The following is a 15,374-nucleotide window of genomic DNA, read 5'->3' as shown; positions in this document are numbered from 1 at the left end:
TGTCACTGCTCCTGGGGACGGTGGGGCTGCTGGTGCCGGGTCGGGGGGAAGTCTGGAGTGGCCGTGGTGTGTACGGCCAGCGTCCGGTCGGGATTCAGCCGGACGACGATGTGGCGCCGCCATGTCGTGTCGTCGCGCTCGGCGTGGTCCTCGCGCCAGTGGCAGCCGCGGGTCTCCTCGCGCAGGCGCGCGGCGGCGACCAGAACGCGGGCCACGCACAGGAGGTTGGTGGCCTCCCAGGTGTCGACGCCGGGCTCGGCGGTCTTGCCGTTCTCGTCGAGGGCGTCCCGGGCGTCGGCGTGGAGCCGCTGGAGGGCGTCCGCGGCGGTCGCGAGGGACGTGGCGGAGCGCAGGACGCCCGCGCCCTGCGTCATGGTCCGCTGGATCAGGAACCGGGCCTCGGGTGCGAGCAGGGGGTGCGCGGGCTTCTCGGGGTGCTCGACGGGCACCGGCACGCGTGCGTGGAGGCCGTTCTCCGCCCGGCGCGCCGCGATGTCGGCGGCGATGCGCTCGGCGTAGACCAGGCCCTCCAGGAGGGAGTTCGACGCCAGCCGGTTCGCACCGTGCACGCCGGTGCAGGCGACCTCGCCGCACGCGTACAGGCCGGGGACGGTCGTACGGCCCCGGGGGTCGGTGCGGACGCCGCCGGAGGCGTAGTGGGCGGCCGGGGCGACCGGTATGGGCTCGTGGACCGGGTCGATGCCGTGGGCGCGGCAGGCGGCGAGGATCGTCGGGAAGCGGTGCTCCCACATGTGGGCGCCGAAGTGCCGGGCGTCCAGGAACATGTGCTCGGCGTCCTGCTCCTGCATGCGGCGCATGATGCCCTTGGCGACGATGTCCCGGGGCGCGAGTTCGGCGAGTTCGTGCTGGCCGACCATGAAGCGCACGCCGTCGGCGTCCACCAGGTGGGCGCCCTCGCCGCGTACCGCCTCGGAGACCAGGGGCTGCTGGCCCTCCGCGTCCGCGCCCAGGAACAGCACGGTCGGGTGGAACTGCACGAACTCGAGGTCCGAGACCTCCGCCCCGGCGCGCAGGGCGAGCGCCACGCCGTCGCCGGTCGACACGGACGGATTGGTGGTCGCCGAGAAGACCTGGCCCATGCCGCCGGTCGCGAGGACGACCGCGGGGGCGTGGACGGCGCCCACGCCGTCGTGCTGGCCCTCGCCCATGACGTGCAGGGTCACACCCGCGGTGCGGCCGTCGGCGTCCGTGAGGAGGTCCAGGACGAGAGCGTTCTCGACCGTACGGAGCCCACGCGCGCGTACCGCCTCGACGAGCGCCCGGGAGATCTCCGCGCCGGTCGCGTCACCGCCCGCGTGGGCGATGCGGCGGCGGTGGTGGCCGCCCTCGCGGGTGAGCTCCAGGAGTCCTTCCTCGGACTCGTCGAAGTGGGCGCCGGTCTCGATGAGCCTGCGGACGGCGTCGGGCCCCTCGGTGACGAGGATCCGTACGGCCTCCTCGTCGCACAGGCCCGCGCCCGCCACCAGCGTGTCGTCCTGGTGCTGTTCGGGGGTGTCGCCCTCGCCCAGGGCCGCGGCGATGCCGCCCTGCGCCCAGCGGGTGGAGCCGTCGTCGAGGCGGGCCTTGGTGACGACGACCGTCCGCAGGCCTTCGGACTCGCAGCGCAGGGCGGCGGTGAGGCCGGCGACACCCGAGCCGACGACGACCACGTCGGCGTCGATGGACCAGCCCGGGGCGGGCGCGTGCAGTCGTATGCCTGTGCTGGTCACGAGGCGGCTCCGAAGGTGAGGGGGATGTTGTCGATCAACCGGGTCGTCCCGACCCGGGCGGCGACGGCGAGGACGGCCTCGCCGGTGAAGTCGTCCTCGATCTCGGTGAAGTCGGACGGGTCGACGAGGGCCAGGTAGTCCAGCGCGAGCGGCGGGCTCAGGCGGCCGGCGTCGTCGAGGACCAGGCGGGCGGCCGCGCGGACGGCCGCGGGGCCGCCCGTGGGGCCGGGGCGACGCCCAGCGTCGTGGCCTGGGGCGGTGGTGGGTGACGTGCGGGCCTTGGCGACGGCGTGGGTGTCGGCCGCCGCGCGGGACTCCCCTATGGCACTCAGCGCTTCGGCACGCGCGTGCGTGGCGGGCACCTCACGTGCCCGCGCCCGCAGCGCCTCCTGCGCCGCGTGCCGGTCGCGGCCCGCGAACAGCGCGCGGGACAGCGCGAGTGCCGTGCGCCGCTCCTCCGGCTTGAGGTAGCGGTTGCGGCTGGACAGGGCCAGGCCGTCCTCCTCGCGCACGGTCGGTACGCCGACGATCTCGACGCCGAAGTTCAGGTCCCGTGCCATGCGGCGGATCAGGGCGAGCTGCTGGGCGTCCTTCTGGCCGTACAGGGCGACGTCGGGGCGGGTGAGGTGCAGCAGCTTGGCGACGACGGTGAGCATGCCGTCGAAGTGGCCGGGCCGGGAGGCGCCCTCCAGGCGCTCTCCCATGGGGCCGGCGCTGACGCGGACCTGCGGCTCGCCGCCCGGGTAGACCTCCTCGACGCCGGGCGCGAACACGGCGTCGGCGCCCGAGTCCTCGGCGGTCTTGAGGTCGGCGTCCAGGGTGCGCGGGTAGCGGTCGAGGTCCTCGCCCTTGCCGAACTGCAGCGGGTTCACGAAGACGGTGACCACGACCTCGCCGTCCGGTCCCGCGATCTCGCGGGCGGTGCGGATCAGGGTGGCGTGGCCCTCGTGCAGGGCGCCCATGGTCATCACGACGGCGCGGCGGCCCACGCGCACGCGTCCGTGCAGCTCATCGGCGGTACGCAGCAGGGCGGTGGTCATCAGGCGTCCCCTTCGGTGCCGGTGGTCCCGGTGGTCCCGTCGGCGAGTACCCCGAGGAGGTCCTCCGCGAGTTCCGGTTTCAGCAGTCCGTGGGCGAGTGCCCGGTCCGCGGTCGCGCGTGCCATCGCCAGGTAGCCGGCGACGGCCTGCGGGGCGTGCCTGCGCAGCTCGGTGACGTGGGCGGCGACCGTGCCCGCGTCCCCGCGCGCGACGGGGCCGGTGAGGGCCGAGTCGCCGGAGCGCAGGGCGTTGTCGAGGGCGGCGCCGAGCAGCGGGCCGAGCATCCGGTCGGGGGCCTCGACGCCGGCTGTGCGCAGCAGCTCCATGGACTGGGCGACCAGCGTCACCAGGTGGTTGGCGCCCAGCGCGAGGGCAGCGTGGTAGAGCGGCCGGTTCTCCTCGGCGATCCACTCGGGTTCGCCGCCCATCTCGATGACGAGCGCCTCGGCGGCCAGCCGCAGCTGGTCGGGCGCGGTGACGCCGAAGGAGCAGCCGGCCAGGCGCTGCACGTCGACGGCGGTGCCGGTGAACGTCATCGCCGGGTGCAGGGCCAGCGGCAGCGCGCCCGCGCGCAGGGCGGGGTCCAGAACCTTCGCGCCGTACCGCCCGGAGGTGTGCACGAGCAGCTGTCCCGGCCGCACGGCGCCGGTCTCGGCAAGGCCCTCGACGAGGCCGGGCAGCGCGTCGTCGGGGACGGTCAGCAGCACGAGGTCGGCACGCTCCAGGACTTGGGCGGGCGTGACGATCGGCACGTCGGGCAGCATCTGCGCGGCGCGCCTCCTGGAGGCGTCGGAGACCCCGGAGACGGCTACCGGGCGGTGTCCGGCGAGTTGCAGGGACGCGGCCAGTGCGGGGCCCACCCGGCCGGCGCCTACGACACCGACGGTGAGCCGCGCGGGGCGGTCCTTGGGATCTGGCTGGTGGACTGTACTCACGCGACGGCGGCCTTCCCGTTCCAGTCCGCTCTGGGTACCGGACGATTTCTCGTCATGTTAACGCGATCGGTTCCGGGGGCGTCCGGTTGTCCACAGGCTGTGGGTCGCCGGAGGACGGAAATGCGCATGCCCTCGCGGACCGCCGCACGGCATGATCCGGAGCATGACGGACACGGCGATACCGGGCGGGGAACAGTCGGCGCAGGAGCGGCTGCGGGAGCGGCGGGCGTCCGCCTGCCTGGGGGCGGAGCGCGTGCTGTCCCGAGCGGGCTTCCGCGGCACCCTGCGCGAACGGCTCGCGTGGCTGCAGGAGGCGGCACCCCAGGTGTACGACCTCGACGAGCCCGGCGACATGTACGGCAACCGGATCGTGGAGGCCCTGGAGGACCGGGTCGCCGCGCTGCTGGGCACGGAGGCGGCCGCGTTCTTCCCGACCGGCACCATGGCCCAGCAGATCGCCCTGCGCTGCTGGGCGGGCCGTACCGGCAACCCCACCGTGGCGCTGCACGCGCTGGCCCACCCCGAGGTGCACGAACGAGGCGCGCTCAGCGAGGTCGCCGGGCTGCGCCCGGTCCGCCTGACGAGCGAGCCCCGGCTGCCGACCGCCGAGGAGGTGCGCGGCTTCGAGGAGCCGTTCGGGGCGCTGATGCTGGAACTGCCCCTCAGGGACGCCGGTTTCGTGCTGCCCTCCTGGGAGGAGCTGACGGAGGTCGTGGAGGCGGCGCGCGAGCGCGACGCGGTGGTGCACTTCGACGGCGCCCGCCTGTGGGAGTCCACCGTCCACTTCGGTCGCCCCCTGGACGAGATCGCGGCGCTGGCGGACAGCGTCTACGTGTCGTTCTACAAGTCCCTCGACGGCTTCGGCGGCGCCGCCCTGGCCGGCCCCAGGGCCCTCGTGGAGGAGGCGAAGACCTGGCGGCACCGGTACGGCGGCATGATCTTCCAGCAGTTCCCCACCGTGCTGTCGGCGCTCGTGGGACTGGAACGCGAGCTGCCCCGGCTGCCGCAGTACGTGGCCCACGCGCGCGTGGTCGCCGCCGCGCTGCGCGAGGGCTTCGCCGAGTCCGGCGTTTCGTGGGCGCGCGTTTTCCCCGAACAGCCGCACACCCACGAGTTCCAGGTCTGGCTGCCGTACGACCCGGACATCCTCGACGAGGCGGCCGTACGGCAGGCCGAGCAGACGAAGACGCTGCTCTTCGGCGTCCCCTGGGGCCGGGGCGGGCCGGGCCTGGCCACCACCGAGGTGACCGTGCGCGCCGACGGCCTCGAGTGGACGGCCGACGACGTGAAAGCAGCGGTCGCGGACTTCGTCGCGCGCGTGACCGAGGTGGCCGGCGAAGCGGCGGAAACAGCCCAGGCGGTCAGCAAGCGGAACGCGGGCCCGGCCGCAGCCACCGGCCCAGGGCCTGACGGACCCGCCCGCGGGCCGGGCGCTCGGCGATGACCGCACGGAACCGGGCGTCATCGCGCAACTCGCGCACGGCCTGCCAGTCGGGCGCGGGCGGCGCGGGCTCGCCGAGGCGCTGGGCCCGGTAGGTGTCGAGGAGGTACTGCTGCGTGATGCTCATGGCGGATCGCCTTCTCGGGACGCTTATCCAGGGAGGGGGCAGGCTTCGCGGCCGCCCCGGTGATCCCAGGCTGTGCCCCCTGCGGCGGCGACGTCGCGTCGGTTGACGGCCGCCGTCAATCGAGGGCGGCGTTGTCAGTGGCGGGGTGCACCATGAGGGCATGAGCGTGAGCATCGACATCGCGGGGCTGCGGCCGGAGCGGGTCGCCGTCGTGACCTCGCCCCTGGCCGAGCTGGGCATGGCGCTGCACGCGCTGTCCGAGCCGGGGCACCATCCGGGCCTGCAAGGCTGGGTGACGAGCGTGACCGCGGGGCTCGACCCGCATCTGGCCGACCGGATGTGCGAGGCGGACTTCCTGTGGCGCACGACGTTCTCGGACCTCTTCCTGCCGTGCGCGGGCATCCCGGGCCGGGCCGCGCTGCCCGGTGCGACCCTCGCCGAGGAACTGTCCCTGCTGGACAAGCTGACGGACGAACAGTTCGTGGACGCGGCGCTGGAGTTCACCTGCGCCCTGGCCTACACCTCGAGCGGGCCCGCTGTGCTCGCCGACCCCGAGCTGCGCCGGCGGGCGCTGGAGCTGGCCGCAGCGCGCGGGCCGCAGCAGGTGCGGTTCAGTGAGCGGCTGCTGGCCGACCCGCCGCGGATCCGGGCCTGGCTGCGGCAGTTCCTGGAGGACTGCGACGAGGCGTTCTTCGCGGAGACCTGGTCCCGGCTGCGCCACCAACTGGCGGCGGACGCGCGGCACAAGACGGACCTCCTGCGGCGCAGGGGCCTGGCCGAGGCCCTGGCCTCGGTGTCCCCGGCGGTGGCGCTCGACGAGTCGGCCGCGCGCATCACCGTCGACAAGCTCGGCGACGGGCATACGGCCACTAAGGACGGCGGCGGTCTGCTGCTCGTCCCGACCAGCCTGGGCCGGCCCCACCTGATGGTCCTGCACCGGTACGACTGGCAGCCGGTGCTGCACTACCCGGTCGGCTCGCCGGCCCTCGCCGCCCCGCCCTCGGTCGAGCAGCTGACGCTGCGGATGGCAGCCCTGTCCCATCCGGTGCGGATGCGGCTGTGCCGCAGCCTGGCCCGCAGCGCGTTCACGACCGGCGAGCTGACCCAGGTGCACGGCATGACCGCGCCCGAGATATCCCGGCACCTGAGCGTGCTGAAGAAGGCGGGCCTGGTCACCACCCGCCGCCGCGGCCGGTACGTCCTGCACCAGCTGGACGTCACGGTGGTGGCCCGGCTGGGCAGCGACTTCCTGGAGGGCGTACTCCGCTAGCGGCAGGAAGCCGCCTCAGCCGAGCCCGCCCGCCCGGACCAGCCCCGTCTCGTACGCCAGGACCACCACCTGCACCCGGTCCCGCAGCCCCAGCTTGGTCAGGATGCGGCCCACATGGGTCTTCACGGTCGCCTCGGACAGCACCAGCCGGGCCGCGATCTCGCCGTTGGACAGGCCCTGGGCGACCAGCACCATGACCTCGCGCTCGCGGTCGGTGAGCCGCTCCAGCTCCTTGAACTGGGGTTCCTTGCCGGCGCTGGGGAGCATGGGCGCGAAGCGGTCGAGCAGGCGGCGCGTGGTCGAGGGCGCCACCACCGCGTCACCGCTGTGCACCGCGCGGATGGCGGCCAGCAGCTCGCCGGGCGGCACGTCCTTGAGCATGAAGCCGGAGGCACCGGCCTTCAGCCCGGAGAAGGCGTACTCGTCCAGGTCGAAGGTGGTCAGGATCAACACCTTCGGGGGGTCGGACTCCATGCAGATGCGGCGGGTGGTCTCCACCCCGTCCAGCTTCGGCATGCGCACGTCCATCAGCACGACGTCGACGGCGGTCGCGCGCAGCACCTGGAGGGCCTCGACGCCGTCGCCCGCCTCCGCGACGACCTCCATGTCCGGCTGGGCGGCGAGCACCATCCGGAACCCGGTGCGCAGCAGCACCTGGTCGTCGACGAGCATCACGCGGATCGTCATCGGGGCCTCTCTTTTTGCTGGGTCGTTACAGGTGTCAACGAAAGACGTGCGTCGATGTCAGTGCGCCGGTTTGAGCGGGAGCAGGGCACTGATGCGGAATCCTCCGCCGGGGCGCGGGCCCGCGTCCAGAGTGCCGCCGACCATGCCGACCCGCTCACGCATGCCGATCAGGCCGTGACCGGCACCGTCGGCGCCGCCCTCCTCGTACAGCTCGTGCGGGGCGCCCTTGCCGTCGTCCTCGACGAGCAGACCGAGCCCGTCGTCGAAGTAGACCAGGCGGACGCTCGCACCCGCGTTCGGCCCGCCGTGTTTGCGGGTGTTGGTGAGCGCTTCCTGCACGATGCGGTAGGCGGTGAGCTCGACGCCGCTGGGCAGCGGCCGCGGGGTGCCCTCGATCTTGAAGTCGACGGGCAGACCGGAGCCCCGGCACTGCTCGACGAGCTCGTCGATCTGCTCGACGTCGGGCTGCGGGACGTACTCGCCGCCCTCCTGGTGCTCGCCGGTGCGCAGCACGCCCAGCAGGCGGCGCATCTCGGCGAGGGCCTGGCGGCCGGTGGAGGAGATCGTCTCCAGGGCCTTCTTGGCCTGGTCGGGGGCGGCGTCGAGGACGTAGGCGGCGCCGTCGGCCTGCACCACCATCACCGACACGTTGTGCGCGACGACATCGTGCAGCTCGCGTGCGATCCGGGCGCGCTCGGCGGCGACCGCGACCTTCGACTGCGCCTCGCGCTCCTTCTCCAGGCGCGCGGCCCGCTCCTCCAGCTGCGCGAAGTAGGCGCGGCGGGTGCGGATCGAGTCGCCGAGCACCCAGGCCAGCGCGAACGGCACCGCCTGGAAGATCATCAACGCGAGGTTGCCCAGCACGCTGGTGTCCTGGTTCGGCCAGCGCAGTTGCGCCAGGGGGGCGGCGCACAGGCCCGCGGCCAGCGCGAGCCGGGAGGCCCAGCGGGCGCCCGTCGCGGCCACCGTGTAGACGATCACCAGCATGGCGAAGTCGGCGGCCGTCGTCTCCACGTCCAGGAGGAGTTGCGCCGTGCCGAGCCCGATGGCCAGCAGCAGCATCTTCTCCGGCATGCGCCGGCGCAGCGCGATGACCAGGCACAACAGGAGAACGATCGGGACGACGACCGCCGGGGAGTCGGTACCCCGCGCCTCCTGACGGGTGGTTTCACCCACCACCGAGATCCCGAACAGGAAGACGGCCCAGAAGCCGTCGACCCACGTCGGGTGCCTGCGGAGGAAGTCATAGAGGCGTTGCACGTAACCCAGCGTAGGGAAGCGAGATGCGTGCAGGGGTCAACCGGAGGACCGATCCCTGTCCCACGCGCATACTCCGCAAGGTGGAGGCCCCGTTCCCGTGTACGCCTAACCTGACGGCGTGACGCGCGAGGAGACAGTGGGCGAACGGCTCGGTTGGCGGGTGGCCACGGAGGCCGCTCTGTACGGACCGGAGGGTTTCTACCGCAGGCCCGAGGGCCCGGGTGCGCACTTCCGTACGTCGGTGCACGCCTCCCCGTTGTTCGCCGAGGCCGTGGCCCGGCTGCTGTGCCGGGTCGACGAGGCGCTGGGGCGGCCCCGGGCGCTGGACTTCGTCGACATGGCCGCGGGGCGGGGCGAGCTGGTCACCGGCGTGCTGGCCGCGCTGCCCGCCGACGTGGCCTCCCGCGCGCGCGGGTACGCCGTCGAGGTCGCCGGCCGGCCGGCCGGCCTCGATCACCGGATCGAGTGGCTGGCCGAACCGCCGAAGGGCATCACCGGCCTGCTGTTCGCCAACGAGTGGCTGGACAACGTGCCCGTGGACGTCGCCGAGGTCGATTCCGCGGGCGTACCGCGGCTGGTGCTCGTACGGCGGGACGGACGCGAGCGGCTCGGGGAGCCGGTCTCCGGTCCTGCGGCGCGGTGGCTCGCGCGCTGGTGGCCCCTGCCGGCCGAGGAGGGGCTGCGGGCCGAGATCGGTCTGCCCAGGGACGAGGCGTGGGCGGCGGCGGTCGCGACCGTCGGCCGAGGGCTCGCGGTGGCGGTGGACTACGCGCACTCCGCAGGCGCGCGGCCCCCTTTCGGGACGCTCACCGGCTTCCGGGAGGGACGTGAGGCGGCGCCCGTGCCGGACGGGTCGTGCGACATCACGGCGCACGTCGCCCTGGACGCGTGCGCGCTCCCCGGTGGGCGTGTGCTGACCCAGCGCGATGCCTTGCGCGCCTTGGACATCTCCGGCGCACGCCCCCCGCTCGCGCTCGCCTCCACCCAGCCCGCGGCCTACGTGCGCGCCCTGGCGAGCGCCGGAGAGGCCGCCGAGCTCACGGCCACGGGCGGCCTCGGCGACTTCGGGTGGCTGCTGCAGCCGGTGGGCATCGCGGCCGGAACCCCGGACACACCGCTGGACGGCCTACTTGTCGATGTCCCCGACCACGAAGAACAGTGACCCCAGGATCGCCACCATGTCCGCGACCAGCGTGCCCGGCAGCAGCACCGCGAGGGCCTGGATGTTGTTGTACGACGCGGAGCGCAGTTTCAGCCGGTACGGGGTCTTCTCGCCCTTGCTGACGAGGTAGTAGCCGTTGATGCCGAGCGGGTTCTCGGTCCACGCGTACGTGTGCCCCTCGGGCGCCTTGAGGACCTTGGGAAGCCGCTGGTTGATCGGCCCGGGCGGCAGGCCGGCGAGCCGGTCGAGGCAGGCGTCCGCGAGGTCGAGCGCGTTGTGCGTCTGCTCCAGCAGGACCTCGAAGCGGGCGAGACAGTCGCCCTCCTTCCGGGTCACCACCTTCAGGGTGTCCTGCAGCTCGCCGTAGGCCAGGTACGGCTCGTCGCGGCGCAGGTCGAAGTCGACGCCCGAGGCGCGCGCGATCGGCCCGCTCACGCCGTAGGCGTGCACGGCCTCCGGTGCGAGGACGCCCACGCCCCGGGTGCGCCCCCGGAAGATCTCGTTGCCGAGCACCAGATCGTCGTAGACGTCCATCCGCGAGCGCACGGAGGCGACGGCGGCACGCGCGCGCGTGGCCCAGCCGGCCGGGAGGTCCTCCTTGAGGCCGCCGACGCGGTTGAACATGTAGTGCATGCGCCCGCCGGAGACCTCCTCCATGACGTTCTGGAGCGTCTCGCGCTCCCGGAACGCGTAGAAGACCGGGGTGATGCCGCCGAGCTCCAGGGGATAGGACCCGAGGAACATCATGTGGTTCAGCACCCGGTTCAGTTCCGCGAGGAGCGTGCGCGTCCACACCGCGCGCTCGGGGACCTCCATGCCGAGCATGCGCTCCACCCCGAGGACGACACCCAGCTCGTTCGAGAAGGCCGACAGCCAGTCGTGGCGGTTGGCGAGCATGATGATCTGGCGGTAGTCCCGCGCCTCGAAAAGCTTCTCCGCGCCGCGGTGCATGTAGCCGATGACCGGCTCCGCGTGCTGGATCCGCTCGCCGTCCAGCACCAGCCTGAGGCGTAGGACACCGTGGGTGGACGGGTGCTGGGGCCCGATGTTGAGCACCATGTCGGTGCTCTCCGCGGCGCCGCCGATACCGACCATGGTCTCCGTCGTAGGAGTCATGGACACAGTCTCTCCTACGTACGCTGACCGTATGGAGACGGGGAGCACGGCGGACAACGGGACCACGGGGGACGAGCCGGTGTGGATCGGGCTCCCACCGGGGCTGCTGCGGATGCGGCGGATGTTGCTGGTGGTGTGGCTGGGGCTGCTGGCTCTGGGGCTCGGACTGCTGCTCGGCCTGCTCGTGGGGCCCTCCTGGTCCCTGTTCGCGCTGCTGCCGCCGGCACTGGCGGTGTGGGGCTGGGTGATGCTCGGCCGCAACTGGCGTTCCTGGCGCTACGCCGAGCGCGCCGACGACCTGCTGATCAGCCGCGGCGTGCTCTGGCAGGAGGAGACCGTCGTGCCGTACGGGCGGATGCAACTGGTCGAGGTCACCTCCGGACCCGTCGAACGCCACTTCGGGCTGGCCAGCGTGCAGCTGCACACCGCGGCCGCGGCGACCGACGCGACCATCCCGGGCCTCGCCCCGGACGAGGCGGAACGGCTGCGCGACCGGCTCACCGAACTCGGCGAGGCCCGATCGGCGGGCCTGTGACCGCGCCGGGCGTGGGTGAGGCCATACCCGAGAAGCCGCCGGTCACCGAGCGGCGGCTGCACCCGGTGACGCCGCTCAGGCGGGCCTGGGCGCCGATCGCCGTGATCATCGGGTGGGCGGTGCACGACCCCAACCAGGCGCAGGAACAGCTGACGAAGCTCACCACGACCACGCTGCTGATCTCTCTCGCCGTGTTCGTGCCGGCCGCCGCGCTCTACGGCTTTCTGACCTGGTGGTTCACTCACTTCGCGGTGACGGACACGGAACTGCGCATCCGTACCGGCCTGCTGTTCCGGCGCGCCGCCCACATCCGGCTCGAACGCATCCAGGCCGTCGACGTCACCCAGCCGCTGCTCGCCCGGGTGGCGGGGGTCGCAAAACTCAAACTCGACGTCGTGGGCGCGGACAAGAAGGACGAACTCGCCTTCCTGGGCGAAGGCGAGGCACGGGCCCTGCGCGCGGAACTCCTCGCCCGCGCCGCCGGCTTCGCGCCCGAGACGGCACACGAGGTCGGCGAGGCGCCCTCCCGCGAGCTGTTGCGCGTACCGCCGGGTGTCCTCGCCGTCTCCCTGGTACTGACCGGCGCGACCTGGGGCACGCTGGTCGCCGCGATCGTCGTACCGACGGTGCTGTGGCTGGCCACCCACAGCGTGTGGACGGTTCTCGCGACCGCGCTGCCGCTGCTGGGCGCGGCGGGCGCGAGCAGTGTGGGGCGGTTCGTCGGCGAGTACGACTGGACGGTGGGCGAGTCGCCGGACGGGCTGCGGATCGACCACGGGCTGCTGGACCGTACGCACGAGACGGTGCCTCCCGGGCGCGTGCAGACCGTACGGATCGTGGAGCCGTTGCTGTGGCGGCGGCGCGGCTGGGTACGGGTGGAGCTGGACGTGGCAGGGTCGTCCAACTCCGTGCTGGTGCCGGTCGCTCCGCGGGAGGTCGCCGAGTCGGTCGTCGCGCGCGTGCTGCCCGGCGTGACCGTGCCGTCCGTGTCGGCGCTGTCCCGTCCTCCGCGGCGGGCCGCGCGGTGCTTGCCGTGGTGGTGGCGCGGCTACGGACTCGTCGTCACCGACGCGGTGTTCGCGGCCCGGCACGGCCTGCTGCGACGGAGTCTGTCGCTCGTCCCGCACGCGAAGGTGCAGAGCGTACGGCTCGCGCAGGGGCCCTGGCAGCGCCTGTGGCGCGTCGCCGACGTCCACGTGGACACGGGGGCCAGCAAGACGGTCACAGCGCGGCTGAGGGACGCTCAGGAGGCTGCCGAGCTGCTGCGGGGGCAGGCCGAGCGGTCACGGACGGGACGGAAGGTCGCGCGGCCGGACCGCTGGATGGCGTCCTGAAAAGCGGGGCCTGTCGGCGCACGGACGTTACGAGACCGCGCTCCGCAGCCCCTGTACGTCGATCTGCTCCGTCTCGTCGTGTGCGGTCAGGTCGATGACCTGGCCGACGCCACGGGACTCCTCGTCCGCCGGCTTGAACTCCGCCTCGGACTCGGCCTTGTGGAGGGCGAGCGCCTCCTGGCCGACGACGTCGGCGAGGTCCTCGTTCTGGACGGCGGCCAGCGCCGCCGGGGCCGCGCCCTTCTGCATTCCGAAGAAGTCGAAGCCGCCCTCCACCAGCGGGCGCCGCGCGGGCGTCGCCGGTGCGACCGCCACCGCGGTCGGCGCGACGAAGTGTCCGGAGGGCCGCCGGCCCGGCTGGGCGGTCTTCGCCGTGGTGGTGGCGGCCGCGCGCTCATGCTCGTCGACCGCCACGGGCTTCCCCCGCACCTCGTCCTCCTGCGTGGCCTCCGCCTCGGCGCCGCCGGCCGCCTCGGCCACCGTCTCCCCGGCCGAACCCGCCTTCACCTGCTCGTCGTTCACGGTGTCCTTGGGGGCGGCCTTGGTCACGCCCTTGGGCCCGCTCTTCGGGGCGTCCTTGGGCTCGCCCTTCGACTCGCCCTTGGCCGCGTCCTTGAGGCCGACCTTCAGCTCGTCCTCGGCCTCGTCCTCGCGCTCGTCCTTGACCGCCGCGCCGTCGGCGTCGCCGAGGCGCGCCAGCGCCCCCTTCGCCCGCAGGAACAGCCGGGAACCCTCAGGCGTGAAGATCGCCGGAGCCTCGGGTTCCCCTTCCGCCGCGGGTACGGCTTCGGCGGCCTCGTCCGTCTCCTGGCCGGCCGGGGCAGCCACGCCCCCCGCCTCGGCCACGGGCGCGGCCTGCGCCGGCAACAGCTCACGGGTGGTCGGACCGGACGCCTCTATCTCCAGCAGGCGGCGGCCCTCCAGGGCACTCGCGCGCTCGGTCTCCGCCGTGGCGTACCGCCGCAGCAGGGCCGCGTGTTCGTTGCGCAGTCCCGCGAGTTCCGCGCGCTTGGCCCGCAGCCGCTGCTCCAGCTTGACGCGCAGTTCGCGCGACTCGTCGAGGTCGGTCTCCAGTTCGGCGACCCGCTCCTCGAAGCGCCACTCGTCGCTCGCACGCGCGCGCGTGAGGTCGGCGACCTGTTTGCCCGCCTGCGTGTCCCAATGACGCATGACGACCGCACCGACGACCGCCGTCGCCGCGGCGGCCGCGGCCAGACCACGGAGCACCATCTGCTCCGTGAACACCCAGGGGCCGAGCGCACAGACGAGGGAGACGCCTGCGATCGCCGACGGGGGCAGCATCCTGTGCAAGGGCGGGGAATGGCGGTGACGTCCACGTGGCATGGCCAGAAACTTACCGCGCGTAGGCGAATGATGGTGCCCCAGCCCGTAAAAACACAGCCATCCCGATGCCTTCACACGTCATCAGGAATCAGATTTGCCACCGAATTCGGCAGGATTGGCAAGACGGGAACGACAAGGCCGCCGAGAGCCACAAGATCATTTTCAGTGGTCGTCCAACCGTCCGCTGATCCACTGCATCGTCGCCGGTATCTCCCGCCGCCAGGTGTTGAAGTTGTGGCCGCCGCTTTCGAGGATGATCGAGGAGATCCGCGTCCGCCCGGTGTCCTTCACCCGCTCGATGAACTTCAGCGTGTCCTTGTAGTTCGCCTCACCGACCTTGCTGCTGGTGACGAGCAGTGAAGTGTCGGGGGCGGGCATGTGCTTGAGGTACCAGAACAGGTTCGCGCGGTCGCGCACTGCCTTGTCGCCGTGGAAGAGGTCGCCCGTGGTCGGGTCGCTCGGCGCGTCGTAGTACGGCGACAGTCCCGCCCCGGCGGCGTACACCTCGGGGTGGTGCATGGCGAGCTTCAGCGCGCAGTAGCCGCCCGTGGAGTCGCCGATGATCCCCCAGCTGCCCGGCTTTTCGCCGACCCTGTAGTGGGCCCGTACGGCGTCGGGCAGATCCCTGGCGAAGAACGACTCGGCCTGCGGACCTCCCGGCACGTCCACGCACTCCGTGTCCCGCGGCGGCGCCACCGTCGGCCGCAGCATGACCAGGATCATCGGCTGCATACGCCCGTTCCTGGCGAGGTTCCAGGCCGTGCGCGGAAAGTGGAGTTTGTTCACCAGTGCCTGAGCCGTACCCGGATATCCGGTGAGGACGACGGCCACGGGAAACGTCCGCGTGCGGTACTGCGGCTGGAAGTACTCCGGCGGCAGATACACGTACGCGGGCGTGTGGATACGCGTCGCAGGGCCGGCAATGGCGACTTTCTGGATCTGCCCGCCGGCCTGCGGCCTCAGACCGCCCGTCTCGTACACCCGCCGCGTGTCGACCACCTGGAGAGGACCGCCGGACCCGAGACCCTCGGTGTGGTCGACGACCACGCCCTGGCCCGTCTCCCGCCCGAACAGGTCCGCCCAGGAGGCGTAGAAACCGAAGGCCTGGTTCGCGGCGAGGCCCACTGACACGAAGAGCGCCAATTGCGTGGCGAACAGCAAGCCCACGCGCCCGCCGACGGCCCGCCAGTTCCGCCGCGCCAGCCGTGGCCACAGCCACACGGTGCCGACGAACAGCAGAACCGCGAAGAGCACCGCCACCACCAGCGTCTTGTTGCTCGTGAGACCCATGGGTTCCTTCGTGAGGGCCTTGCCCGGGACTTGCCCTGGGCTTTGGACCGGCTTTGGACGAGTCGAATGAACCTCGCCCCCTGAGACACCGTCCTAGAGGGCG

13 protein-coding genes are annotated in these 15,374 nt (G+C 72.8%); 5 read left to right on the top strand and 8 right to left on the bottom strand.

Features of this window, described 5'->3' with window-relative positions:
• Positions 1–2: 2 nt before the first annotated feature.
• Genes KUM49_RS02700 through KUM49_RS02690 form a run of 3 tightly spaced genes read right to left on the bottom strand, consistent with a single transcriptional unit; the run spans position 3 to position 3,705 of the window.
• Entirely contained in the window at positions 3–1,730 is a 1,728-nt protein-coding gene (locus KUM49_RS02700) for an L-aspartate oxidase (RefSeq protein ID WP_217235020.1), read from the bottom strand.
• The gene (panC, locus tag KUM49_RS02695; protein ID WP_217235019.1) at positions 1,727–2,770 is read right to left on the bottom strand and encodes a pantoate--beta-alanine ligase; all 1,044 of its coding nucleotides are present in this window, start codon (positions 2,768–2,770) and stop codon (positions 1,727–1,729) included. The genes KUM49_RS02700 and panC overlap by 4 nt, the downstream gene beginning before the upstream one ends.
• Positions 2,770–3,705, bottom strand: coding sequence for a Rossmann-like and DUF2520 domain-containing protein (locus KUM49_RS02690; protein ID WP_217235018.1), 936 nt, complete (start codon positions 3,703–3,705; stop codon positions 2,770–2,772). The genes panC and KUM49_RS02690 overlap by 1 nt, the downstream gene beginning before the upstream one ends.
• A gap of 163 nt (positions 3,706–3,868) precedes the next feature.
• Here KUM49_RS02690 and KUM49_RS02685 point away from each other — a divergent pair, with 163 nt between their 5' ends.
• Positions 3,869–5,149, top strand: coding sequence for a low specificity L-threonine aldolase (locus KUM49_RS02685; protein WP_217235017.1), 1,281 nt, complete (start codon positions 3,869–3,871; stop codon positions 5,147–5,149).
• A gap of 284 nt (positions 5,150–5,433) precedes the next feature.
• Positions 5,434–6,543 carry a DUF5937 family protein gene (locus tag KUM49_RS02680; RefSeq protein ID WP_217235016.1) on the top strand — a complete coding sequence of 370 codons (1,110 nt, stop codon included), beginning with the start codon at positions 5,434–5,436 and terminating at the stop codon, positions 6,541–6,543.
• A 15-nt stretch (positions 6,544–6,558) separates the two neighbouring features.
• Here the strand turns inward: KUM49_RS02680 and KUM49_RS02675 are convergent, their stop codons facing one another.
• Positions 6,559–7,230: a response regulator transcription factor gene (locus KUM49_RS02675; RefSeq protein WP_217235015.1), complete on the bottom strand. Its 672-nt coding sequence runs from the start codon at positions 7,228–7,230 to the stop codon at positions 6,559–6,561.
• 57 nt (positions 7,231–7,287) lie between these two features.
• Entirely contained in the window at positions 7,288–8,490 is a 1,203-nt protein-coding gene (locus KUM49_RS02670) for a sensor histidine kinase (RefSeq protein ID WP_217235014.1), read from the bottom strand.
• A gap of 118 nt (positions 8,491–8,608) precedes the next feature.
• On the opposite strand from KUM49_RS02670, the gene KUM49_RS02665 reads away from it, so the two are divergent.
• Complete coding sequence (locus KUM49_RS02665; RefSeq protein ID WP_217235013.1) at positions 8,609–9,652, top strand: SAM-dependent methyltransferase; 1,044 nt, start codon at positions 8,609–8,611, stop codon at positions 9,650–9,652.
• Here KUM49_RS02665 and KUM49_RS02660 read toward each other — a convergent pair.
• Positions 9,617–10,768, bottom strand: a complete 1,152-nt coding sequence (locus KUM49_RS02660) for an NADH-quinone oxidoreductase subunit D (RefSeq protein ID WP_217235012.1) — start codon at positions 10,766–10,768, stop codon at positions 9,617–9,619. The genes KUM49_RS02665 and KUM49_RS02660 overlap by 36 nt on opposite strands.
• Positions 10,769–10,799: 31 nt before the next feature.
• Here KUM49_RS02660 and KUM49_RS02655 point away from each other — a divergent pair, with 31 nt between their 5' ends.
• Positions 10,800–11,303 carry a PH domain-containing protein gene (locus KUM49_RS02655; RefSeq protein WP_217235011.1) on the top strand — a complete coding sequence of 168 codons (504 nt, stop codon included), beginning with the start codon at positions 10,800–10,802 and terminating at the stop codon, positions 11,301–11,303.
• Entirely contained in the window at positions 11,300–12,637 is a 1,338-nt protein-coding gene (locus KUM49_RS02650; RefSeq protein WP_217235010.1) for a PH domain-containing protein, read from the top strand. The genes KUM49_RS02655 and KUM49_RS02650 overlap by 4 nt, the downstream gene beginning before the upstream one ends.
• A gap of 27 nt (positions 12,638–12,664) precedes the next feature.
• Here KUM49_RS02650 and KUM49_RS02645 read toward each other — a convergent pair whose 3' ends face one another.
• Together KUM49_RS02645 and KUM49_RS02640 are read right to left on the bottom strand one after the other, a co-directional pair.
• Positions 12,665–13,981, bottom strand: a complete 1,317-nt coding sequence (locus KUM49_RS02645; RefSeq protein ID WP_217235009.1) for a hypothetical protein — start codon at positions 13,979–13,981, stop codon at positions 12,665–12,667.
• A 162-nt stretch (positions 13,982–14,143) separates the two neighbouring features.
• Entirely contained in the window at positions 14,144–15,271 is a 1,128-nt protein-coding gene (locus KUM49_RS02640) for an esterase family protein (protein ID WP_217235008.1), read from the bottom strand.
• Between the last annotated feature and the right edge of the window lie 103 nt (positions 15,272–15,374).

The organism is Streptomyces sp. AC555_RSS877, assembly GCF_019049245.1.
Lineage (GTDB): Bacteria > Actinomycetota > Actinomycetes > Streptomycetales > Streptomycetaceae > Streptomyces.
Note: the sequence above shows the minus strand (reverse complement) of the source record. Positions and strands in the feature narration are given on the sequence as shown.